Annotated in this window: 18 protein-coding genes; 3 read left to right on the forward strand and 15 right to left on the reverse strand. The window is 27.9% G+C overall.

The window, feature by feature from the left end; translation table 11 throughout:
* Window positions 1–141 precede the first annotated feature (141 nt).
* Together uvrA and rpiB are read left to right on the forward strand one after the other, a co-directional pair.
* Window positions 142–2,964, forward strand: coding sequence for an excinuclease ABC subunit UvrA (gene uvrA, locus G8C43_RS00230; RefSeq protein WP_166003237.1), 2,823 nt, complete (start codon window positions 142–144; stop codon window positions 2,962–2,964).
* 401 nt (window positions 2,965–3,365) lie between these two features.
* Entirely contained in the window at window positions 3,366–3,827 is a 462-nt protein-coding gene (rpiB, locus tag G8C43_RS00235; RefSeq protein ID WP_105297045.1) for a ribose 5-phosphate isomerase B, read from the forward strand.
* Between the two features lie 141 nt (window positions 3,828–3,968).
* Here rpiB and upp read toward each other — a convergent pair whose 3' ends face one another.
* The 8 genes from upp to G8C43_RS00275 form a co-directional block, all read right to left on the reverse strand.
* Window positions 3,969–4,628, reverse strand: a complete 660-nt coding sequence (gene upp, locus G8C43_RS00240; RefSeq protein WP_166003239.1) for a uracil phosphoribosyltransferase — start codon at window positions 4,626–4,628, stop codon at window positions 3,969–3,971.
* 82 nt (window positions 4,629–4,710) lie between these two features.
* On the reverse strand, window positions 4,711–5,382 hold the full coding sequence (locus tag G8C43_RS00245) for a DUF4919 domain-containing protein (RefSeq protein WP_166003241.1): 672 nt from the start codon (window positions 5,380–5,382) through the stop codon (window positions 4,711–4,713).
* A 326-nt stretch (window positions 5,383–5,708) separates the two neighbouring features.
* Window positions 5,709–6,911: an NAD(P)/FAD-dependent oxidoreductase gene (locus G8C43_RS00250; RefSeq protein WP_166003243.1), complete on the reverse strand. Its 1,203-nt coding sequence runs from the start codon at window positions 6,909–6,911 to the stop codon at window positions 5,709–5,711.
* Window positions 6,912–6,995: 84 nt separating this feature from the next.
* Entirely contained in the window at window positions 6,996–9,503 is a 2,508-nt protein-coding gene (locus tag G8C43_RS00255; protein WP_166003245.1) for an exopolysaccharide transport family protein, read from the reverse strand.
* Window positions 9,504–9,522: 19 nt separating this feature from the next.
* Window positions 9,523–10,329 (reverse strand): polysaccharide biosynthesis/export family protein, encoded by an 807-nt coding sequence (locus tag G8C43_RS00260; RefSeq protein WP_166003247.1) that lies wholly within the window; start codon window positions 10,327–10,329, stop codon window positions 9,523–9,525.
* Window positions 10,330–10,354: 25 nt separating this feature from the next.
* Entirely contained in the window at window positions 10,355–11,401 is a 1,047-nt protein-coding gene (locus G8C43_RS00265; RefSeq protein WP_166003250.1) for a polysaccharide biosynthesis protein, read from the reverse strand.
* Window positions 11,402–11,407: 6 nt separating this feature from the next.
* Window positions 11,408–12,526 (reverse strand): DegT/DnrJ/EryC1/StrS family aminotransferase, encoded by a 1,119-nt coding sequence (locus G8C43_RS00270; protein WP_166003252.1) that lies wholly within the window; start codon window positions 12,524–12,526, stop codon window positions 11,408–11,410.
* Entirely contained in the window at window positions 12,519–13,640 is a 1,122-nt protein-coding gene (locus tag G8C43_RS00275; RefSeq protein WP_166003254.1) for a glycosyltransferase family 4 protein, read from the reverse strand. Before G8C43_RS00275 ends, G8C43_RS00270 begins: the two co-directional genes overlap by 8 nt.
* 371 nt (window positions 13,641–14,011) lie before the next feature.
* Here G8C43_RS00275 and G8C43_RS00280 point away from each other — a divergent pair, with 371 nt between their 5' ends.
* Window positions 14,012–17,713 carry a T9SS type A sorting domain-containing protein gene (locus G8C43_RS00280; RefSeq protein ID WP_166003256.1) on the forward strand — a complete coding sequence of 1,234 codons (3,702 nt, stop codon included), beginning with the start codon at window positions 14,012–14,014 and terminating at the stop codon, window positions 17,711–17,713.
* A 134-nt stretch (window positions 17,714–17,847) separates the two neighbouring features.
* Here the strand turns inward: G8C43_RS00280 and G8C43_RS00285 are convergent, their stop codons facing one another.
* The 7 genes from G8C43_RS00285 to G8C43_RS00315 all read right to left on the reverse strand — a co-directional run bounded on the left by G8C43_RS00285 (window position 17,848) and on the right by G8C43_RS00315 (window position 25,231).
* Window positions 17,848–18,630 carry a glycosyltransferase family 2 protein gene (locus G8C43_RS00285; protein ID WP_255490386.1) on the reverse strand — a complete coding sequence of 261 codons (783 nt, stop codon included), beginning with the start codon at window positions 18,628–18,630 and terminating at the stop codon, window positions 17,848–17,850.
* 103 nt (window positions 18,631–18,733) lie between these two features.
* Complete coding sequence (locus G8C43_RS00290) at window positions 18,734–19,882, reverse strand: EpsG family protein (RefSeq protein ID WP_166003258.1); 1,149 nt, start codon at window positions 19,880–19,882, stop codon at window positions 18,734–18,736.
* A 4-nt stretch (window positions 19,883–19,886) separates the two neighbouring features.
* Window positions 19,887–20,852 carry a glycosyltransferase family 2 protein gene (locus G8C43_RS00295; RefSeq protein ID WP_255490387.1) on the reverse strand — a complete coding sequence of 322 codons (966 nt, stop codon included), beginning with the start codon at window positions 20,850–20,852 and terminating at the stop codon, window positions 19,887–19,889.
* 84 nt (window positions 20,853–20,936) lie between these two features.
* Window positions 20,937–22,145, reverse strand: a complete 1,209-nt coding sequence (locus G8C43_RS00300) for a 3-phosphoshikimate 1-carboxyvinyltransferase (RefSeq protein WP_166003260.1) — start codon at window positions 22,143–22,145, stop codon at window positions 20,937–20,939.
* Window positions 22,142–22,468: a nucleotide pyrophosphohydrolase gene (locus G8C43_RS00305; protein WP_160542348.1), complete on the reverse strand. Its 327-nt coding sequence runs from the start codon at window positions 22,466–22,468 to the stop codon at window positions 22,142–22,144. Before G8C43_RS00305 ends, G8C43_RS00300 begins: the two co-directional genes overlap by 4 nt.
* Before the next feature lie 255 nt (window positions 22,469–22,723).
* A complete protein-coding gene (locus G8C43_RS00310; RefSeq protein WP_166003262.1) occupies window positions 22,724–23,785 on the reverse strand; it encodes a hypothetical protein in 1,062 nt (353 codons plus the stop codon).
* A 6-nt stretch (window positions 23,786–23,791) separates the two neighbouring features.
* Window positions 23,792–25,231 carry an MBOAT family O-acyltransferase gene (locus G8C43_RS00315; RefSeq protein WP_166005679.1) on the reverse strand — a complete coding sequence of 480 codons (1,440 nt, stop codon included), beginning with the start codon at window positions 25,229–25,231 and terminating at the stop codon, window positions 23,792–23,794.
* Window positions 25,232–25,295 lie beyond the last annotated feature (64 nt).

Below are 25,295 nucleotides of genomic sequence, written 5' to 3' on the forward strand. Positions count from 1 at the left end.
GTCAAAGATTTGGTATGATTATTTGTGTTATTTATACATAATATGTTAACTACAGATTTAAATAAAAAGAAGCAAATTTTCATATCTTTGCGCACTACTTTAATTTAAGTCAGTTAATCAATTAACTTGAGATAACCTATAATGAATCAGGATTATATAAATATTTATGGAGCAAGAGAACATAACCTCAAAGATATTTCTCTTAAAATTCCCAGAAATCAATTAGTAGTAATTACCGGTTTAAGCGGAAGTGGAAAATCTTCGTTGGCTTTTGATACAATATATGCAGAAGGTCAAAGACGATATATTGAAACATTTTCAGCCTATGCACGTCAATTTTTGGGAACTTTAGATCGTCCGGATGTAGATAAAATAGATGGATTATCTCCCGTTATAGCTATTGAACAAAAAACCACATCGAAAAACCCACGTTCAACTGTAGGAACCGTAACAGAATTGTATGACTTTTTTCGATTGTTATATGCCCGAGCTTCGGACGCATATTCATACAAGACGGGTGAAAAAATGGTTACTTATTCGGAAGATCAAATTACTGATTTAATTTATAAAGATTTTTCAGGAGAAAAGGTGTTAGTTTTAGCACCATTAATTAGATCAAGAAAAGGACATTATAGAGAGTTGTTTGCAAATCTGGCTAAAAAGGGTTTTTTACAAGTTAGAGTTGATGGAGAATTATTGGACATTGTTCCGGATATGAAATTAGACCGTTATAAGATTCACGATATTGAGGTTGTAATAGATAAGCTGATTATAGATACAAAAGAGAATACTCAACGGATCATACAATCGATACGTTTAGCCATGCAATATGGAGAGGGTACCATAATGCTTTTGAAGCAAGGAGAGGATCAGGGAAAATATTTTAGTCGTAATTTAATGTGTCCCAGTACCGGGATTTCTTACCAAATGCCTGAGCCAAATACTTTTTCTTTTAATTCTCCTAAAGGAGCGTGTGAGCACTGTAACGGATTAGGAAGAGTTAAGGAAATCAATATAAATAAGTTGGTGCCCAATCCCAAATTATCTTTTGACAAAAACGTTTTTCCAATTTTTGAAGAACTTAGTCATACCGGATGGATCTTATCTCAAATAGATGTTATCCTAAAAAAGAATGGTTTTACAATGTCTACTCCGTGGGAAAAACTTTCTGAACAGTCAAAAGATGAAATCCTCTATGGAATAAATGATAAGGTTACCTTAGATTTAGATTATGCTCAAATTAAGAAAACCTATAAAGTAAATTTTGAAGGAATCATTGATTATATAACTCGTTTGTCCACCGGAAAAGATGAAGAAGAATCTCAAAAATTTAAAACTCAGGTATTTGAAGACAGAATTTGTCCGGTTTGTGAGGGAGCACGCTTAAAAAAAGAAAGTTTATTTTTTAAGATTGATAACAAAAACATTTCGGAAATAGCCCGTTTTTCTTTACAAAAATTAAGTGAATGGATTCATGAACTGCCTTCAAAATTATCTGAAAATAACCAAATAATAGCTAAAGATTTAATTCAAGAAATTTCCAAGAGACTTAGTTTTTTAGTTGACGTTGGTTTAGATTATCTTAGTTTGGATCGGCCCTCGCAGACCTTATCCGGTGGAGAATCTCAAAGAATACGTTTGGCTACACAAATTGGTTCTCAATTGGTCAATGTTTTATACATTTTGGATGAGCCCAGCATTGGTCTACATCAACGCGATAATATTAAATTAATAGACTCTTTAAAAAAACTTAGAGATTTAGGAAACTCTGTTTTAGTAGTGGAACATGATAAAGATATGATCCTAAATGCAGACTATGTAATAGATATGGGACCGTTGGCCGGAAAGGGAGGAGGTGAGGTAGTTTGGGAAGGAAAACCACAAAATATATCAAAAGCAAATACATTAACTGCAAAATATATTAATGGAGAGTTACAAATTCCCATACCCGAGGAACGAAGAAAAGGAAATGGTAATCATATAAAATTGATAGGATGTACAGGAAATAATTTAAAAAATGTAACCCTGGATATACCTTTAGGGTCATTGGTTTGCATAACCGGAGTTTCCGGTAGTGGAAAATCTTCGTTAATAACCAACACATTATATCCTATATTAAATAAACATTTCTATCGTGCTGAAAAAGAACCTCTTCCTTATAAGAAGATAGAAGGCATAGAATTTTTAGACAAGATTGTAGATGTAGACCAATCGCCAATTGGTCGAACTCCAAGATCCAATCCTGCAACCTATACAGGAGTTTTTACAGATATACGAAACTTGTTTGCTCAATTGCCTGAATCAAAGATAAGAGGATATCAATTGCGTAGGTTTTCTTTTAATGTGAAAGGAGGAAGATGTGAAGTTTGTCAAGGTTCCGGATTGAAATTGATTGAAATGAATTTTTTACCGGATATATATGTTCATTGTGAAGCCTGTCATGGAAAACGATTTAACAGAGAAACTTTAGAGGTAAGATACAAAGGTAAATCTATTTCAGATGTATTGGATATGACCATAGATGAAGCTGTAGATTTTTTCCAGCCAATCCCTAAAATTCATCGCATCATTAAAACCTTACAAGAAGTAGGTTTAGGTTATATTACTTTAGGACAGCAATCAACAACCCTATCGGGAGGGGAAGCTCAACGTGTTAAATTAGCTAAAGAATTAAGTAAAAAACAAACAGGGAATACCATTTATATATTGGATGAGCCAACTACAGGCTTACATTTTGAAGATATCAGAATTTTAATGGAAGTAATCAATCGTTTGGTAAATTTAGGTAATTCAATTATTATTATCGAGCATAACCTCGATGTTATTAAGGCAGCAGATTATATTATTGACATCGGATTGGAAGGGGGAGATAAAGGAGGTAAAATAATTGCACAAGGTACCCCGGAAGAAGTAGTTAAAAATAAAAGCAGTTATACTGCAAAATTTTTAAAGGATGAATTATAATTTTTGCTAAATTATTTATAAACAAATTGTGTATTAATTGATCCGGCTACCCTGTTCATAATTTACCTATTTATCTTAATTTCTATCAAGATTTTTAAAATTTGCTTCCGTGAAATAAAGAAACTTTACTTTTCAATAGTATTAATTTTATTAACATTTATTTTTTTCTTAAGATAATTTTAAGAAATCAATAAAAAATTTTCATCAGATTTTTACTTGATTTTTTTAATGTATTTAATTGTATTGTAATTTTTTACAAAATATTTTTTTGCTAACTTAAAGGTGAAATTATTTACAATTGTGAATAAAAATTAAAATTTCTGTTGGTAAACTGCTAAATAGTACTTATATTTGTTAAAGAAATCTTAATAAAGATTTAACTAAAACACACAAACAATATTATGAGTAAGAAAAAAATAGCAATAGGCTGCGATGAGGCAGCGTATGCTTTAAAAATTGTCTTAAAAGATCATTTAGAAAAATTAGGATATGAAGTCAAAGACTTTGGTGCTGAAAAAGGAGAGGTGGTTTTATATCCGGATGTTGCAGCAAAAGTAGCAAAGGCTGTGGCAGCAGGAGAATTTGAAAGAGCTGTGTTAACGTGTGGAACGGGTATTGGAATGGCAATAACAGCCAATAAAATACCGGGAGTTAGAGCAGCGGTTTGTCATGATCCTTTTTCTGCTGAAAGAGCAAGAAAAAGTAATAATGCACAAATTATTTGTTTTGGTGAACGAGTAATTGGGCATGAACTTGCGAAAAGTTTGTTGAATACTTGGTTAGAGTCAGAATTTAGCGGTGGCGGTTCTGCTCCAAAAGTTCAACGAATCTGTGATTACGAAGAAGAATATTTCAAAAAATAAATTTTGAAATTTTAAAAAAGATATTTTTATTTATTTTTAAATAGTTATTAATAATTATTCAATCAAAAAAAGAGTAAGTTAAATTAAACGTTACTCTTTTTTTTATTTTATTATTTTAGCTAAAAAAACAATCCGCTTTATCTATTTGGATAATTTTTTTCCAAAAGCCAAATCACCGGCATCTCCTAATCCGGGTACGATATATTTGTTTTCATCTAATTCATCATCAACAGACGCAATCCATAGTTCTGAATTTTCAGGTAATTTAGTTTTAATGTAATCAATTCCCGGTTTGGAGCCTATGGCTGCAACAATATGTACTTTCTTGGGCTTTCCTTGACTTAATAAAACTTCATAAACATTTGCCAAAGATTCACCGGTAGCCAGCATAGGATCTGAAATTATTAATGTTTTATCTTGTAAAGAAGGAGTTGCCAAATATTCAACCACTATTTCAAATTCTTTATTACTGTTCGGATGATGTCTAAATGCGGATACAAATGTGGTTTCTGCTTGATCAAAAAAATTCATCATTCCTTGATGTAAAGGTAATCCCGCTCTCAAAATAGTACATAGTACAGGTTGCTGGATAATCAATTCTGTAGGCTTACTACCTAAAGGAGTAGTAATGTTAACAGTTTGGTAATCTAGCGTCTTACTTAGTTCGTAACCTAAAATTTCACCTATTCTTTCCAAATTTTTTCTAAATCTCATTCTGTCTTTCTGAATAGAGACATCTCTTAATTCTCCTACAAAATGATTTAAAATGGATTTAGATTTACTGAAATCGTGGACTATCATAAATATTATTTTTGTAAATATAAGTTATTTGCACTAATAGTTTATAAACTAAGTGGTGATCTACAAAGAAGATTCAGTTATTCTATTTTACAGAAGGTTCTGTAAAAACTTCTATATAAATTTTATTTCTTTTATCTTTTTGATATTTCTGCTCTTTAGTCCAAATATCTAAGATAGTAGTTGAATTTAGCTTTTCAAAATTTCTACTATACATTTCAAGATTAATTCCTAAATAATTTAAAAGTGCAAATTCATCACTTAATGAAATAACTTTAAAAGCGGTTTCCTTATTCTTTCCATCTCCATAATCAGCAATAGCTCTCATTAATATTTCAGCTTGATTTTTTAATAGTTTTAATCTTTCTTCATTTTCATTATTCTCATTATAACATATAATTAGATTTAAAATCACCGTAAGATTAACCGGATCATTTTTTAGTAATTCTTCTCCTAAAATAACTGCTTTAGTATATTTTTTAGCTGCTATTTGTTTCATGAATTTTAAGTAATTGTTTTTTCCTTCCAAAAACTTAGTATAATATGAAGAATATAGTTTACCATAATAAAGATAATACGATTTAACTTTCTCATTATGGAAGGCAGACGTATTGTTTAAGAATTCAGATATTAATTGATCATAATAATAGGACGAATTCCTATCCGTTACATTATCTTTTATCGTTTCAAAATTTATTGATTGTGAAAATGACAAATTAAATACCAATAAGATTAAAATAGAATAGAAAGGTTTCATATAATTTGAGTATTTAGTTAGTATAAAAATGAAATATAAATATAATAAGATTGTTACAAAGTTATTTTATAAGGATATAATGTTTTTATTTAAAATGAACGGATACTTAAAATTCATACTAGTTAAATTATTTTTTTATTAGTAAAAGAGCATATAAAATGGTAGCTTGTCGGCACTAACTGATCTTTGGTATTTAAAATAATAAATAATTTATATGATATGATCTTTCACATGTTTTAAATAGGTTTCTAATGAAATCTTGGTTAAAATCTTATAATAGTTAGTTCAAATTTTATTTTTACAATTTACTAAATAAAATTTAAATTTCAATTTAATGAATTAAGATATTGACTTATTATATATGCTTCACTCCAACATGCTTGAAAATTTAATCCCCCTGTTAATGCATCAATATTTAAAACTTCACCCGCAAAATATAAATTAGGTATTAATTTAGATTGCATGGTGCGAAAATCAATTTCTTTCAAATCTACTCCTCCGGCTGTAACAAATTCATCTTTATGCGTATTTTTTCCATTAATGGATAATTGCGTATTGGTAAGTGATTCTGCTATTTTATTAATATCTTTTTTACTTAAATCGGCTAGATTTTTATCGTTAATTTGCAGATGTCCTAAAAGATTATTCCAAAATCGATGAGTTAAATGGTATAGTTTTACACTATAAATCGATTTTTTGGGATGATTTTCTTTTTCTTGAATTAATGCCTCTTTTACCTTATCAAAAGTTTCAGAAATCCAATTTACCCGTACAACAAATTTATAATTAAGATTATATAATTCTCGGGCACTCCATGCAGATAATTTTAATACGGCAGGTCCACTTATACCCCAATGCGTGATAAGTAAAGGCCCAAATTCTTTGTATTTTAATAAAGGAATATGTATTTCTGCTTCAGGAAAAGCAATTCCTTGTAGGTTGTGAATCAGTGGATCATCACATAAAAAGGTAAATAAGCTAGGGACAGGAGGAATGATGGTATGACCTATTTGATTTAGGATTTTCCACATTTTTAAGGAACTTCCCGTTGCAACTACTAAGGCATCAGCATAATATGTGGAATGAGTAGTAATTATTTCAAATTTATCATTTATTTTTTTAATGTTAATTACAGTTGAATTGTAATTAATTTCAATATTTTTTTTGGTTGCTTGCTCAATAAATGTATCTATAATGGTTTGAGAAGAATTAGTTTCGGGAAATACTCTATTATCATTTTCAATTTTTAAATTAACGCCTTTTTGAGCAAACCATTCAAATGTATCAGATGGTTGAAAATGATTGAAAACACTTAAAAGTTCTTTGGATCCCCTAGGATAGAATTTTACCAGTTTTTTAGGTATAAAACAAGCGTTAGTAACATTACATCTTCCTCCACCCGATATCTTTAATTTCTGAAGGGGGCTTTTAGCTTGTTCTAATATAATTGTTTCCCATTTATTGGAATTAATGTTGGATGCTAAAAAAAATCCGGAAGCTCCGCCTCCTATAATGATAAGCTTTTTCACTTACGATTAATTATGTTATATACGAAATTTTGAGGTATATATATTTATAATAAAGGTTGGAATATGTTCCAACCTATTTGATTATTATTTTTTAAATAAACGTTTTATTCGAGTAAATAATGAATTGTCATAGTTTTCATCTTCTTCAAAATAACCATAACCATAACCATATCCATATCCATACCCGTAGCCATACCCATATCCATATCCTCCAGGATTAACGTAATCATTGAAAATAATTCCAATGTGGTTTACCTCATCATTATTATATTTCTCGTTAATTCCCTTTAAAAGCTGTTTATACGTATAATTGCAACGGGCAACATAAATTCTGGCATCAGAAAGAGACATTAGATCGTATGCATCAATAACTAAACCAACCGGTGGAGAATCTATAATGATATAATCATACATAGTTCTTAATTTTTTAATCAATTCTTCATTTTCCATACTAATCAATAATTCACCCGGATTTGGAGGTATAGGTCCTGCCGGAATAATATCTAAATTTTCATATTCTGTTTTTTTAATAATGTCTTCAAGTGAATTTGATCCGGAAAGATATCCTGATAATCCGACTTTATTACTAATTTTAAAGTCATCAAAAATTCTAGGTTTTCGCAAGTCCATTCCAACTAAAACCGTTTTTTTACCGCTTAAGGCTAAAACCGAAGCTAAGTTAATTGCTATAAAGGTTTTTCCTTCACTGCCTATAGAAGAAGTTATTAAAAAAACTTTTCCACCCTTCACATCCTTTTCATTATATAAAAACCTCAAATTAGATCTAATAGCTCGAAAACTTTCAGAAATACTCGATTTAGGGCGTGCCAGTACAGCTAAATTATTTTCGGTATTTTTAGGTCCGATAGTACCAATAATTGGGATTTTAGTAACCGATTTTAAATCCGAAATTAATTTTATTTTATTATCTAATAGTTCGATTAAGAACAACAATATAAGAGGAATAACCAATGATATCCCTATATATTTATATTTATTTTTTTGAATGTTTGGAGTTATAGGAGCTTGTCCCGTATTTTTTGCTTTATCTAATACAGTTATATCAGAAATTGTAGTAGCTTTCCTCATTTCTGCCTCAGATAATTTATCCAAAAGGGTATTGTATATACCGTCATTTAGTAAATAACCTCTTTGCGCATTGACAAATAATCGTTCTTTTTCCGGAAGAGATTCAATATCGAGTTCTAAATTACTTATTTGATTATTTACATTTTTTAAATTGGTAGCGAGATCTTTAGATGAATTATCTAGTAAAGATATAACCTTATTTTTAGCATTATTAATTTTGTAATTTATTTCATTAATAGGTTCTGAATGATCTCTATATATTAATAATAAATCTCTTTTTTCTTGTTCTAACGTTTGAACATTTTGCATCAAACCATCTATATTATTATCCGATATCCCTAAAATATCACCATTCAAATAAGTGTTTTTATTAAAAGATGATTTTTTAAAATTATTTAAAGCCTCAATTTTAGATTTTAATTCTTCTCTTTTGAGATCTAAACCTTGTATTTTAGATAAGATAACATTGGTGCTAACATCAGATTTTGAAAAAATCTTATTATCCATTTGAACTTTCTGAAAGATAACCGTAGCACTATCTAATTTTCTTTTTGTTATTATGATTTGTTTTTTAATAAAATCAATGGTATTTAAATTAACTTTATTTTTATCTTCAAGTCTTCTTTTTATTAATTCATCTACCGATTTATTTAAGAAATTAATAGTCCCATTTAAACTTAATCCTTTCTTTGTCATAATCATGATGGATGGAAGGTCTTGATCAAAGTCTATGGAAACTAAAGATTTAATTTTGGATACAGAATGATTTATGGTAGATAAGTAAAAATAAAAACTGAGATCCGTTACGTTATCTCCAAATCTTCCCCCGTATTCGTTATTTTTAACAAATTTAAATTTTAAATTATTTGTTTGTACCCATGAATTTAAAGGAACAATGAGTTCTTTTACATATTTGTCTTTACGTATATAATAGTTTTCGTTTGTATAAAGAAAACACGTTTCATTTAAATTATCAGGAAAAGTAAGTTTAAACTTATGATCAGGGAGTATATCCACTTTAATATCTGTATACAAAGATTGGGGATAATTTGTATCCACTACTATTTTGAAAGGAACATCCACATAATCAATTTCTGTTGTTTTAAAATTACCTTTTAAATAATAATTTATGTATAGATTAAGCGATTTGACTAAATTTTCGTTATGAGTTCTTGAAGTCAGTAATTTTTTATAATATATACCTTGCGTAGCCCCTGAATTTCCTCCCCAAATAAAGTTTATGGATTGATTGGGTGCCAGAACGCTTGATGTACCGGAAGATATACTTACTGTGGTAGAAGATTGGTAAAATCGATCAGAAAATCGATTGACTAGAAAGGCTATGGTCCATCCAATTATAAAAGCGATTAAAAACCAATACCAATTTTTTATAAGCCTTCGAATAAATCTTTCAAAACTAAAAAAATTATTTTCGAGAAAATCGGAATTTTTATTTTTTTGTGTTTTATTTTGATTAGTATTTTGCTGGTCAGTGGTATTCATGTTTCGATACTAAAATTTATTATAATGTTTTGAAAAATAAATACGTTGTAATTGCCTGAATACCTACAGATAGGAATTGGGTAACATCTCCAATAGTGGTACCTCCTCCTAAACCAGATATTTTCTCTTTTAATGGGTCTATAATAATTTGATCTCCAGATTGTAAATAAAAATAGGGAGAGTTTAGAATATCATCGCGGGTTATATCAAGCACAATGTTTTTTTTACCTTCCGGATATTCTCTGATGATTCTAATATGGCGCCTGTCAGCGTATCTTGTTAAATCTCCTGATTTAGCTATCGCTTGTAATAAATCTACCCGGTTAGACAACTCTGTTTTTTCTCCGGGTGATGCAATTTCGCCTACCATATAATATTTGATGGCTCCTATATTCATTCGAACTTCAGCTTTTCCATCATTATATAATACTTCATTTAATTTAGACTGAACTAAATCTGTTATTTCATTTAAAGTTAACCCATATACATAGAATTCACCTAATCCATATATGGTTATATATCCATTGGCATCAACAATTAATCCACTAGTTCTCAACCTTCCATCTCCATTGTTGGCACCGCCTTTAAATGCTGTAGTGTTTTCTTCGCTCAAAAATCGAGAAGCGTTTTTATCCGAAGTAATAAGGGTCATTGCTAAAATATCATCTTTTTTTACCCTGTAGTTTTCATAGATTACCGGAACTAATCCATATTCATTATAATGTAGGTTTTCGCTCGGTTGAAGATATTTTAAATCTTTAACACCGATGCAAGAACATAAAAATAAAGCAAAAGAAATAATAAAAATAGCTTGATTAAATTTCATATAATAACTTAAACTGCAAAAATAGTTAATTTTTTAATATTTGCATAAGATTTGTAATTTCTGTTTCAATATTACTTATATCATAATTATTTAAAATTATTTTTTTATAAATAGATATATTATTTTCAATTTCTTCAAAAGGAAAATATAATTGTTCTTCAAATTTTTCAAAATTTGAAATTCTATTTAAATAAATAATTTTCGGCTTATAGTCGAGATTTAATTTTTGTAAAAATGTGTTTAACAAGTCATCAATATTATAAGAATTCCCCATATCTAAAATGTATATCCCGGAACGGTTAATAGGAGAGACTATTTCAATTAATCCTCTGGAGGCTTGATATTTGGAAATAAAATATCGGTTCATGTTTTTATTTGTAATAGTAATAGGTAATTGATTTTCAATTTGATATTTAAAGATAGTGAAAACCGATCCGCTACTATTGAAAACGTTTCCAAATCGAATAATTTTAATTTCTAAAGTCGTAGGAATTTCTTTTTTTATAATTTTTTTTAGAAGATTTAGTTCCGCAATTCTTTTAGATATTCCCATAATATTTATGGGTTGAACAGCTTTATCGGTTGAAATAAAAATAAACTGTTCGACATCATGATTAGTCAACGCAATATCCAATAAATTCAATGTAGCATCTATATTTACAGATTGAGACTCTTCTATGTTATTTTCTAAAATATCAATATGTTTATAAGCTGCGGCATGATAAATTATTTGAATAGAAAATAAAGAAAATAATTTTTTTAATAATTCTTTATTTCTAATATCTCCTAAAAATAATTGTAAACGATTATTGTCAATTTCATCTTTAAATTTTAACTTGATTTTAAAAATTGCATATTCAGAATGATCCAAGATTATAATTTTTTTACACGAACTTTCCAATAATCTTTGTATTAGTACGCTTCCTATAGAACCTCCACCACCGGTAACTAAAATGACTTTATGATTTAAATAATCATATTCTTTATTTGAATAATCTATTTTTTTATTAAACAATTCTTCAAAGGAAATATTTTGATTTTGAATTTTGATTATATCTTCTTTGTTTGGCATTATATTTTAAATATTTTTATCGATAATAGTTATAATCTTATTTAAATCTTCATCGTTCAAATTATCTCCGGATGGTAGACACAGTCCGTTTTTGAAAAGCCTATTCTCAAAAAAAGAATCACCATAATATGAAAAATTTTCAAAAACTTTCTGATTATTTAGTGGATTCCAAAGAAATCTTGATTCAATGTTGTTTTTTTCAAGCAAACTTTTAATTTTTTTATTTAATGAGGTTGGAAATATAAAAGAGCTTAGCCAACGATTAGAAAAGCTGTGATTTAATTCTTTTTGATAGTCAATGGTAAATCGTTTTTCCAGATTTGTAAGATAATAATCAAAAATAAATCTTCTTCTTTTTACTTTTTTTTCCAATTTATCAAATTGTGCACTCCCTAAAGCGGCAAGAATATTACTTGTAGAGTAGTTATATCCTAATTCATTATGTTTATAAAAATCGACATTTTCTTTTGCTTGAAAAGCTAATTTTTCAGCATACTTAAAGCTTTTTTTATTGGGTAATATAAGGGCTCCCCCTTGAGAGGTAGTTATAATTTTATTTCCATTAAATGATATAATTCCATAGTTGCCCATCGAGCCTAAAGGCTTATTATGGTAAAAGGAACCTAATGCCTCTGCTGCATCTTCTATGATTATGATGTTATTATCCTTGCATATATCAATTATTTTATTCATTTGCGCTGAAATTCCGTAAATATGTGCAATGATTAAAACTTTAGGTTTTATACCTTTTCTATTTAAATCTTCTATTGCGAAGTGAAGAAATTCAGGAGATAAATTCCATGTTTCTTTTTCAGAACCTATAAATACAGGAATAGCTTTTTCATATAAAATAGGAAAAGCAGTAGCAGCAAAAGTAAAATTAGAACATAAAACATAATCACCTTCTTTAATTTTGGTTAGTTTTAAAGCAAGGTGAATTGAAGAGGTTCCACTATTTGTTAATAAAATATTTTTATTAAAATAATTAGATAATTTATTAGTAAAATCAATTGTGTAGGATCCAAAAGGTGAAATCCATCCACTATTTAGAGCTTGAACTACATTTTCTATTTCAGAATGATCAATGTTGGGAGGAGATAAATATATTTTGGTGTTTTTATTCACGTTTTTTGTGTATAATTTTAGTTAATAATAAGGGGAGAAAAGAAAATATGATTCCCAATAATAAAATTATGATAAGTAGTAGATGAACATTAATATGTCTTAAAAAGTAAGCAACTAATATAACTATAGCATTTTCTGCAACTATAACTAACGTAACTTGTTTGTGAGATAAACCTAAACGTAAATATCTATGATGCATATGATTTTTATCTGCATTAAAAGGAGAGCGTTTTTTGTATATACGTATCATAAAAACACATAACGTATCAATGATAGGAATAATTAAAATGGCAATAACAATTACTGGAGCTGTTTGAATCCAATATACCGGAGTACCGAATGGATATTGCAATAAAAATAAATTTAGGAATTTAATACCCATAAATGAAAGTAAAAATCCTATAATCATAGATCCGGTGTCACCCATAAATATTTTATACCTTTTGGAAAAATTATAATGGAGAAAGGCTAAAAGACTTCCAATAATTGTTAATGCTAAGACAATCATAGGATAATTAATTGATCCCAATCTCCAAAAAGTAATTATGAATGCACAACAAACTAAGATTGCGACACCTGATGCTAAACCATCGATTCCGTCTATTAAATTGAAAGCATTTATTAAAAAAATAAAAATTAAAACGGTAAATAAAATACTAAACCAATAGGGGAGTAGATTAATACCGAAAATGCCAAAGAAATGACCTATTCTAACATTGGATCCCACAGAAATCATTAGAGCGGTAACAATTTGTGCATAAAATTTTTTATTCGGTGCAACAACTAAGATATCATCCATTAGTCCAATGAAGAATAGAACAATAATTCCGGAAAATAAAAAAATATAGGAAGAAAATAACTCATAAGCACATATGGAAGACATAATCGTAACAGAATAAAAAATTGAAATTCCACCTAAATTAGGAGTTTCCGTTTGATGAGAACTTCTTTCCTTAGGTCTTGCCATTAAATTTTTTTTATAAGAAACTCTAATAATTTTAGGTATAGTTAAATACGTTAAGAAGAATGAACCTATAAAACCCAATATACATTTTAGATAGAAACTATCAATTCCCAAAAAATACTTAATATTTCTTATATCAACTTCTTCCATATTTACATTAAGTCGAATTAATAACTAACGTTATTGTACAATTATTATGAATCTAACAAAGATATATTTAAAAAGTTAATATTTATAAAGTTTTTTTGTTGAATTAAATAAATTTTTATTTATTATTTTCAAATAAAATGAATTAACACAAATTCTTCTAAAAAAATTGAGTTGAAAGTTTTATATGGGATAATATTAAGTTTATCGTGAGATAAATTATTGTTTAAAAATAAATTAAATTTATAATACGATATAAATTAAATATAATTATTGTTTTTAAATTTATAATATTTAATATTATTTAAATATACAAAATAAAATATTTCAAAATTAAATATATATTTGTATTCTAAATTTATAAAATAAATAATATGAAAAAAATTTACTGGCTTTTTATTTTTTTATTTTCAGTATTAAAAGCCCAGGTTAAAGTAATTGACCTAAGTACGGGACGTTTCGATGACGGCTCCGTTATGCCAATCGAAATTGAAGACCCGGATTGGAAATGTATTCGTCCGGATGGTTCAGAACACATTGCTCGCACAAGGCATACTTACTCGGGTTGGTATTATCCACAATTTAAAGATAATACTTATAATGATAGATGGATTACAGGTGCGCCAGGTGATCCGGGAGAAGGATATTTTATTTATAAAAGTAAATCCTTTGTAGTACCTAAAGGTTCAATAGCAAACTTAGAAATTAGGACATTAGCTTTTATGAGGCAATGGACCTATGTTGTTAAAGAAAATCCCAATGGAATAGATCAAGAATTTCAAATAACTCAAACTACCTGGATGAATGATGGAGCTAAAGGATGGTTCAATTCTAGGAACCCATTGGCTGAAGAAGTATTAAAACCGGGAACTTATCACATAAAAGTGAAGGTATATGTGAATAGTAGTAGAGCAAGGCAATCTATAAACGTAGCATCAAAAGTTTATATTTCTCCACCTAACGAAAAAGATTATACTTTAGCACCCAATAGTTATATTTTTGATATAGATAAAGCTAAAAAAGAAAATTTGGGAGGTATTTTTATACCGGTAAAGAAAGCTTATACTATGTGGGAGACTAATGAAAATTTAAAAGAGCCTATCCCATTAGGTAAATTATCTGCTTCTGTATATTGGGAAGATAAACCAGGATTAGTTCGTTCCGCTAAAATAGAAGGAGAAGGAGAAGACTCCAATATAAAAGTAATGATAGATAAGGCGCGAGGAAAAGGAAATGCGTTAATAGCTTTTCATGTAGGACCTAATGGAAATCATTTGGATCCAATATTTTGGAGTTGGCATATATGGGTAACCGATGATCCCTCAAATGGAGCTCAATTTGGTCATAAAATTCCTTTAAGTAACGGAAAATTTGGTGATTATCAAGAAAAAAATTTGGAAGGAAAAACTTTTGAGATGAAATTTATGGATCGTAATCTCGGAGCATTGAGTGCTAATTTAGTAGGTCATGGTTGGACTAAAACAGGAGGCTTAATGTATCAATGGGGACGAAAAGATCCTATCCCCCCGTTAACATACAAAGATGGTAGTAAATATGAAGTATCAGGAAGTGTATCTTCAAATCCTGTAACATACTTAGATTATGATAATAGTAATAAAAAATTTGTTGTTTTTAGAGAGAATTTAAGCAATTATACTTTCCCGGAAGATATGAAATTCAATATTGGATATTCAATTAAAAATCCGCTAACATATATTAATCGTGTATATAAAGGTAATAGTAATAATAATTATACTCATTGGTTTACCAGTGTAAGGAAATTTGATGAATTTACAAAAGAAAGTTTTAATCTATGGGGAGATAATACATCTGGTAAGTTTAAAAATTCTTTCACCTATCAATTAAAATCACCATTTGATCCTTGTCCACATGGATGGCGAGTTCCATCATATACAGCTCAATCAGGTTCAGTTTCAGATAATTCTCCTTGGGGGCGTCAAAGAATTGATCTTCCGGGTGTAACAGGGAATCATCAATATGGTACAGATTTTTTTAAAAGAAATGGGAATGATTTGTATAAAGGTGTGAAAATTTATCCTGGATTTGGTATGGATTTTACTGATGAAACACGCAGAAGTATAGGAAAAATTCCAATGACGGGTAAATTTTTTAAATATACAGAGGATGGAAGAGCTCTGTTTCAAGATGAATATAATCAAGGGTATTTGTTAAGTGCTACCATGGGGGAAGACGCTAATATTAGAAGTCTAATTGCTACGGCAGATCCAGTTGAATTATTGGATGGGGAAAATAAAATAAGAGGTAGATCAAGATTTGATTCTCATACAGAACATGGAGAAGCAGGAGCTATACGTTGTATTCAGGATCCTAATTTATTTAAAATTAGTGATTTTTCCACTCAATATATAGAATCTGATTATATTGATTATTATACAGGAATAAATAATCCCAATACTTATATTATTAAAGAGGGAGAAGATAAAGAAATACCTGTTAATAAAGCTTATGCTATGTATAATCAATATTTGACAGACCATGAGTGGCCACAAGGTAAACAATCAGTTAATGTTTATTGGACAACTAATAAGCAGTTAATTGATAAAATATATTTAGTGGGAAAAGGTGAAAATGCTAAAATTTATGTAAAAATAAACTCCGGGCAATTTGGAAATGCTGTAGTTTCTCTACATATAGGCTCAAGAGGTAATTCATTAGATCCTGTAATTTGGAGTTGGCAAGTTTGGGTACCTAATGGCGATCCAGAACAAAATACCTATACTTATGTAACTGAAAAAGTGTTAACGGAAATTTCTCCACAAATAGTCAATCCAACTAATTCAGGTTTACCTCCACTTACAACGGAATTTATGGATAGAAATTTGGGAGCTATAGAAGCTTTTCCAACTAATTTAGATCAATCTCCCAATGATAATAGTTTAATAGCTAAGGCAAAGTTATCGGGAGGAATGCATTACCAATGGGGGCGAAAAGATCCAATACCTACCTTCGAAGCTGATCAAACAAAAATTTATTTAGGATCAACTGTTAATGGAAGTTTGAATTATTCAGAAACATTAACTGAATCTGCGTATAATAATAATTATATTCAAAAATATTCAGAATATAGCAACAAGGCCGATTTAAAATCTAATGATAGTCAACATCAGAAAATAAGCAAAATTTTGAAGTATTCGGTAAATAATCCTATCGATTACTTATATAATGATGATATAAATTTAATAGATTGGATATCTGATAAAAATGGCGTTGCAGCTGATCGTTGGGGACATGGAGAAGAAAAGTCTCCATTTGATCCATGTCCGGATGGATGGAGAGTACCGGATTTCACTTTTATTAGACACATGCGTGGTAATAAAGATTATAATCAAGGTTTTTCTCCTTGGTATAATGGCCACTACACTTATAAAACAGTTGAAGGAATAGAGCAGTCTTTACAATCTTTAAATAATTATGGAGGAAAACCATATAATCTTAATGGAAAATGGGGAATAATTTTTGATGATCCTAATTATAAAATTGGGGGATATTTAACTACAGGAATACGAGGTGCAGATAATTCTCCAAGTATTTATAAGTCAAATGAAGCACTTGGATTATGGTCTTCAACTATGTATATAGAGGTTAATCAGATAAAGGCATTTAATGCTAGAGCAGAATATAAAAAAGGAAACGATAATTATTTTGTATTTTCTTCAGCAGATAGATTAAATGCTTATGCTGCTATGAATGTACGTTGTGCTCGCGATATTCCAAGATATGATGGAACTGTAGGAAAAGGTAGTTTTCCGATTTCCCAAAAACAATCAAATTTTGAAAATGAAAATAAAGACCAGTTAATAAAATCTCTAATACAAATATATCCCAATCCTACTTCTGGTTTATTTACCATCTATTTAGAAGATAAAATAAATGGTGTATTACAGATAATGAATTTAAATGGAAATATAGTATATACTAAAGAACTAAAAGAAAAAGAAATCCATGTGGATATTCAGGGACAACCTGCCGGTATTTATATAGTTAAAATTCAAGCGAATCAAAATATAATTACTAAAAAAATAATTAAAAATTAAATTTAGATATTTTAATAAAATGACATCTCCCTACTATTTTTAGTAGGGAGATTTTATTATTTAAAATTTTAATAGTTAAAATTATTCATTTACTAATCAAATAATTGTGTGTATTTTAGGTATATAAAAGTATATTACATATTGTGATCATTAAGTGCAATACTAAATTTATTATATTTTTTTAACCCATTAAAAGCCCAATGTCCGGTATAAAATAAAGATTTATATAATGGTAGATTTAAAAAATTATGATAAACTAAAAATTGGAGTTTTAACATTAACCACTTATTTCTTGAATAAGAGTTATGTCTTATTCTATAAATCACCATAGGCAAAGTTAATGCTCGTATATTTTTTATTTTTTTAGATAAGTTTAGGATCATTGCATAATCTTCTCTTCTATAAACATTTGGAAAAAAAATTTTTCCTATTCTTTTAGAATCATATATTAAAGTTGATATAAATACAGGGCAATTATATAATAAACGATTATAGTTGATAGAATCTTCAGCAATAAAATCAGTAAGTCTGGGATTTAAATTTTCATCAACCCTTTTATAAGAGGTGTATACAGCTTCCTCATTATTTCTTTTTAAGTAATTGATTCTTTCCTCTAGAGCATTAGGTAGCCATATATCGTCACTATCTATAAAAGCTATATATCTTCCTTGAGCATTATTTAAACCATGATTTCGAGCAAGAGCTGCTCCGGAGTTTTCTTTTAATGCAATAAGTTTAATTCTTTTATCGTCATATTTTTTTAGTATTTCAATAGATTGATCAGTACTAGCATCATCAACAATCAACCATTCCCAATCGTTATAGGTTTGATTTAAAACTGATTCAATGGTATCAACAATATAATCGGCAGAGTTGTAATTTGCTGTAATAATTGAAACGGATGGCATATTATCCATTAGATAATTATTTATTAATTAATAATTTTATAAGTAGCCGATGGCTCTAATATAATTTAAACTTAAAAGATCAAATATTTTTATAAAAAATTTATCGCCTAAATTAATTTTCATTAATGAATTCATATGGAATAAAATATTTTATATCAACATTTTCACTAAATATAGTAGTCATTTTATCGAATCCTAAAGCAACAGAATTAGTCCAAAATCTCCAACTCATCAAATAAATATATACAACTAAAAAATAATATATCATAATCCGATAGTTATTTTTAGAATATTTTATGATCATCGCTATAAGTATAGTCCAAAAATCACCGTATACAGTAGGAAGTCTTATTGAAAATATTGAATTTTCTCGTAAAGAATAGTATAAAAAATAATAGGTTACTACTAAATTTCTTATCATTTTATAATTAGGATTAGTAGTTGTATTACATATATATTTATCGTTTACTAATAAAATAGTTATAAAAATTAGTTTTACAATATCATTTAATCCCCATCCTGTTCCTTCCAAACTTCGATAAGAATAAAATCCTCCTGTAGCTTCAGATATAAGATCAGATGAAATATTGGAAAATAAATTTTCAAAAATTAAATAAGGTTTAAAAGGAGATATAATTATAGCAAAAATTATGATTAAAAAACAGGAAAAAGTTGAAAGATTTAATCTAGTTATCCAATAGGCCGGTATAAATATTAAAGATGTTTTATGAAAATAATATCCAATAAAAACACAAATTAAAAATTTTAATAATTTTCTTTGTTCAATATATTGATAGGAATATAAACAAAATGCTATCGACACTGCTTGTCTAATATGCCCGGAATCACTAAAAAAATAACTGGGCATAAAAAAATACATTAGCGATAACATAGGGTAAGGAGAATATTTATAATAGGTATATGTTTTTAAAGAAACTGAAATAAGTCCAAAAATGAATAATAATGCAAAGAAGGGCATTTTAAAATATCCCAAAATTTTTGATATTATCACATAAGTTACTTCAATATCTGCATTAAAAACTTTGTCCCATTTTACATATTTATTGATACCCATATATAGTTTAAAATAGGGCCAATAATCGGCACCTTGGGCAACACGTATTCCACACAGAAATATTAAAAGTGAGGAAATAACAATATAAGGTACTTTTATTTTAGCCTTAGTACCATTATTGAATATTTCAATATATGAGAAAAAAGTTATTACAAATAAAATAATATAATAGACAGGATGAAGCATTAAATTATAATTTAATTAATTGTAATACATAAAATACTATTTTTTTTAAACTTAATGAACATAGATAATTTTTTTTAAATCTGTTATAAGTAAAAATTTGCTTTTTGGTTATATGTTCACTTGTTATTATTTTTCTGAGTTTAGCAAACATTTGGTTTCTACTAGTTGAATTTTTTACATACGCATAATAGGCTAAAAAACAATAAAATCCTTGAAAGATAATAAACTTATGCCAATCTTGAAGGTTTTTAATGTATACACTTTTAATAAAATCACGCTTGACCATATCTATTGCATCAAACATATTTATACCTTTAATTGTATAGTTTCTGGTTATTGAACCTGTCCTGACTAGATATTGATAAAAATATTTATTAGATTTAGCAATAGTTCGGGCTTTTAAAAATAATCGAGGAATCGTAGCTACATCTTCAAAATGCATATTTTTAGGAAAAGAGATGTCGTTAAAAAGTTCCCTTTTAAAAATTTTATTACATGCAAAACAAGACATTTCCCCAAATATTGTGAAATCTTGTGTAAGATCAATCCTTTCAGGAAGTTGGTGTAATTCAGGTAATTTTTTTATTATTTTGCCTTGATCATTTATATTTTGAAGACTACATAAAACTATGTCTGCTGAATGTTTTTTGGCTAGATTGATCATTTCATGTAGCATATCTTTTTCAATCCAATCGTCACTGTCAACAAATGCCAAAAACTCTCCGGATGAATGTTTTATCCCGGTATTTCTAGCTTCGCTTAACCCTTTATTATTTTGAACAATAGTTTTTATATTATCATATTTTAACGCATATTCGTCAATGATTAATTGTGAATTATCTGTAGATCCATCGTTAATAATAATTATTTCTATTTCTTTACATGTTTGATTTATAAGCGAATCTAAACATTTACGAAGATAGGGTTCAACATTATATACAGGTACAATTACAGAAACTTTATAAATCATAGATATATAAAAAAACCAAAGGTACTATTTTAATTTTATATTAAATATTTTATATAAAAGCATTCAAATATTGAAATGTATTAATTATTTAGATTGTATGTGATTTTTTATTCCATAAAATTTCATATCATTCCAGAATTCCACATAGGATTTTACAACTACATCCGGATTTTTGATTTCTAAAGGAAACAGTAATTTTAAAGGAGCAAAACTCATTGCCATTCGATGATCATTATAAGTTTCAATTTTTTGATTAGCATTAAAAGAATTGACTTTAAGAAGAGTAAAAGAATTATCAGTAATTTCTACCTTACCTCCGCATTTTTCTATTTCATTTTTTAGTGCAACTAAACGATCGGTTTCTTTGATCTTCAAAGTTTCAAGTCCCGTAATTTTTATAGGAATACGTAGACCAAAGGCAGTTAAAGCTACCGTTTGCGCAATATCAGGACAATCATTCATGTCCAATTCTATAAAATTAGGATATTCAAAATTGGGTTGCTTACATAAGGTTATTTCGTTTGTGTTAAAGGTAGTAGTAATGCCAAAAAATTTTTGATAAATATCCACTGCTCTTCTATCTGCCTGTAATGAATCTTCAAATAAATATTTTAACTTAATAGTTAAATTTTCGCTTAAAGCACATATAGAATAATGATAAGACGCAGAGGACCAATCACTTTCAATTATAAATGGTTGATTTTTTATCTCACTGACCGGATATATTGTAATTTTATTTTGGTTAAACAAGGTTTTAATTCCTATTTTATTCAAAATCTGGAGAGTCATAGTAATGTAAGGTTTTGAAGTAATTTTACCATCTAACTCTATAACTAAACCTTTTTCTAATTTAGTTCCTATCAAGCATAATGCAGTTATATATTGACTACTTATATTAGACGGTAAATTAATAATATTACTTTTAATTCCTTTCCCCTTTATCTCTAATGGAGGATATCCTTCATTTTCAACATAAGAAATATTCGCTCCTAACTGATTTAACGCATCCACTAAAATTTTTATAGGGCGTTCTTTCATTCGATGAGAGCCGGTAAGAATAGTTTTCCTATTTTCTTGAATTGAAAAAAATGCAGTTAAAAACCTCATAGCTGTACCGGCATGATGTATATCAATGCAATGCTCTTTAGAAGAAAGAGCTTCTTTCATCATTTGACTGTCCTGGCTTTTCGACAGGTTTTGTAGTTGTAGAGAATTATTGAACAATGAATTTAGTATTAATACACGATTGGTAATACTTTTTGAACCGGAAAGATTGATTGAAATTTCCCTCATTGTAATTTTTTATTGTTATGATGTCTTTCACTGTCGCGTTGAGTAGTCGACTTTAATTTTTTTTGAAAAGCTTTTTCCAAATCAATTCCAGTTTGATTGGCTAAACAAGCTACAACGAAAATAACATCAGCTAATTCTTCACCTAGATCTTTGTTTTTATCGGACTCTTTTTCAGATTGTTCTCCGTATCTTCTGGATATAATTCTGGCGACTTCACCCACTTCTTCAGTGAGTTGAGCCATGTTGGTTAATTCGTTAAAATACCTTACGCCATATGATTGAATCCATTGGTCAACTTGTAGTTGTAAATCTTTTAAACTCATTTTATATATAAACTATAGAAATTATAAAATTTTTTACTTTATCTTTATTATGAACATTATTTTTTATTTATCAATTATTCTTAACTAATAGAGCTCGGATGATAAGATAAAAATGTACTATTATAAATTATTTAATATCATTATTAATAAAATGTATATCTATATTGTACTTCCAATTAATTTTATTATTTCTAGAAAATCACAAAAAAATTAATTTCTTAAATTATTTTCGAAAGCTAATTTAATTATATTTTGTTAATGTTTATTGAGAACCTTACTCAAAATAGGATCTAAATCGTTTGCTAATTTTTTAGAGAATAGTTCAGCGCCATTGGCATTTAGATGTAACGAATTAAAAAAATAGCTTTTATTAAATGACATAGAGTCTTCTGAATAGTTGAAAAAAGGAATGTTATATTTACTTGAAATATCTTTATATATTTTAATTACTTGATTCCTGTTTTTAACAAATTTTTGTCCTTCAATGTATTCAGGAGTATATACTAAAATAATATATATATTTTTACTTTTCAATTCATTAATAATTTTTTCAAATAATAAAATACCCTTTTTATTTATTGAAACTTCGATATTTTCTTCAGAAAATAAGGCTTTTTCTAAGTCATTATTCCAATGTGAATCGATAGGGAGGAAACCTTTAATTCTTCCAACAGGAATTTTAACAACATCATCATTAATTGATAGTAATTTTTCAGTATCCTTTGTATTTTTTTCGTTTATTTTTAAATAAAATTTATTAAAAAATGAGTTGCAAAAATTGTTTCCTATTTCAAATATTTTTTTAGCATAAAATGAATCTATATATCTTATTAATGGAAAGTTATAATCATAAAAAGTAAAATGAGGGAATTTAAAGACAGACATTTGCTCTTTAATTTCTTTATGTTCGGGCCAAAATAAATAGGGTGAAAATTGATCCGGTTGATAAATTCCTTCAGGATTACTAAAAAACAAATCATCTAAAGAATAGATTACAACTTTTGGAATTTTATTGAATTTTAAAAATTCTAAATGTCTTAAATTTTGCAACCAAACATGTTGTCCGGCCATTCCTAAATTATAAGAAGTAGTATTAAATTTATTTTCTAAAATAATAGGATCGATATGATTCAGAGCTCTCGAAGAACCATAAATTACGATATCTGAATTTATTTTGCCTTTATAAATATCTTCCCAAACGGAAAAATCACCTATTCCTGATTCTCTGATTTTTTTTGATACGATATAATCTATAATATAAGAAAAAAATATTATAGGTATAAAAAAAACAATAAATTTATAGATGAATTTTATCATTAGCAATTAAAACTGAAAATATATGAATTCTTGAGAATTTTTTTGCCCAAAAATAATTAATAAGATTATTATAAAATAATAAAAGCTCCATCGAAAAATAGTTTTAGATTTATAAAACAATTTTTCAATAGCATAATTATTCTCCCTACCTAACCATTCTACCCCAATAAAAAATATTAAAAGCGGAAAAATAAATATATTTAATGAATTTAAATTCGGTAAACTAAGGAAAACAATCATTCTATTTATGTAACTAAATGCTTGATTCAAAGACTCTGCCCTAAAAAAAATCCAAGCAAATGAAGATAGTAAAAATGTAAATAGTATTTTAAAAGTTTCATTAAAACTGGGTAAAATTTTACCTTTTGCAACAATATCTAAATTTTTTCTGTTAGTTTTAAGAACAATAGATGGCATAATAAATAGAGCATTTAATCCTCCCCATACTAGAAAAGTCCAATTTGCTCCATGCCAAAAACCACTAACTAAAAAGATTATAAAAGTGTTTCTAATTCTCTTAATTACTCCACCTTTACTTCCACCTAGAGGAATATACAGATAATCTTTAAACCATGATGATAAAGAAATGTGCCACCTTCTCCAAAATTCAGCTATACTTCTTGAGAAATAGGGATAATTAAAATTCTTAATCAACTTAATACCAAGAAGCTTTCCTGAACCCAAAGCTATGTCAGAATACCCTGAAAAATCACCATAAATTTGAAATGAAAACAAAATAGCACCTAAAAAAAGAGTTCCACCCGATTGACTCTCATAGGAATTAAAAATTAAATTGACTGCTTTAGCACAATTGTCAGCAATTACTATCTTTTTAAATAACCCCCATAAAATTTGTTTTAAACCGCTTACAGCAAGTTCATAATTGAATTTTCTTTGTCTTTCAATTTGAGGGAGTAAGTGAGTGGCTCTTTCTATAGGTCCGGCAACCAGGAGTGGAAAAAAGCTTACGAATAAGGCATATTCAATCCAATTATGCGTAGGTTTGATTTTTTTGTTGTAAATATCAAATACATAAGATAAGCCATGAAAAGTATAGAATGAAATGCCGACCGGTAAAACTATATTTAAAGTTGAATAATGAGCAGTAAAACCCAATTTTTGAATTAAATCAGCAAAAGATTCAATAAAAAAATTATAATATTTGAAAAAACCTAAAAAACCTAAATTAATAGATACACTAACTATTAACCATATTTTTTTTTTTGTTTGTGTATTTGACTCGTAAATTTTGAGTCCACTAGTAAAATCAAGTATCGTTGAAAAAGCAAGTAAAAATAAAAATTTCCAATCCCAACAAGAATAAAAATAATAGCTTGCAAGTAAAACAAATAAATTTTGAACCTTTAAATTTTTATTTAAAATAGACCAATAAATAATAAAAATAGTTGGGAGGAAAATTGCGTATTCAAAAGAGTTGAAAAACATTTTTCTATATTTATTCATCAAAATTACAAAATTGTATTAAAATAAGGATAATTAAATTGCTTAT

Source organism: Apibacter sp. B2966 (genome assembly GCF_011082485.1).
GTDB lineage: Bacteria > Bacteroidota > Bacteroidia > Flavobacteriales > Weeksellaceae > Apibacter.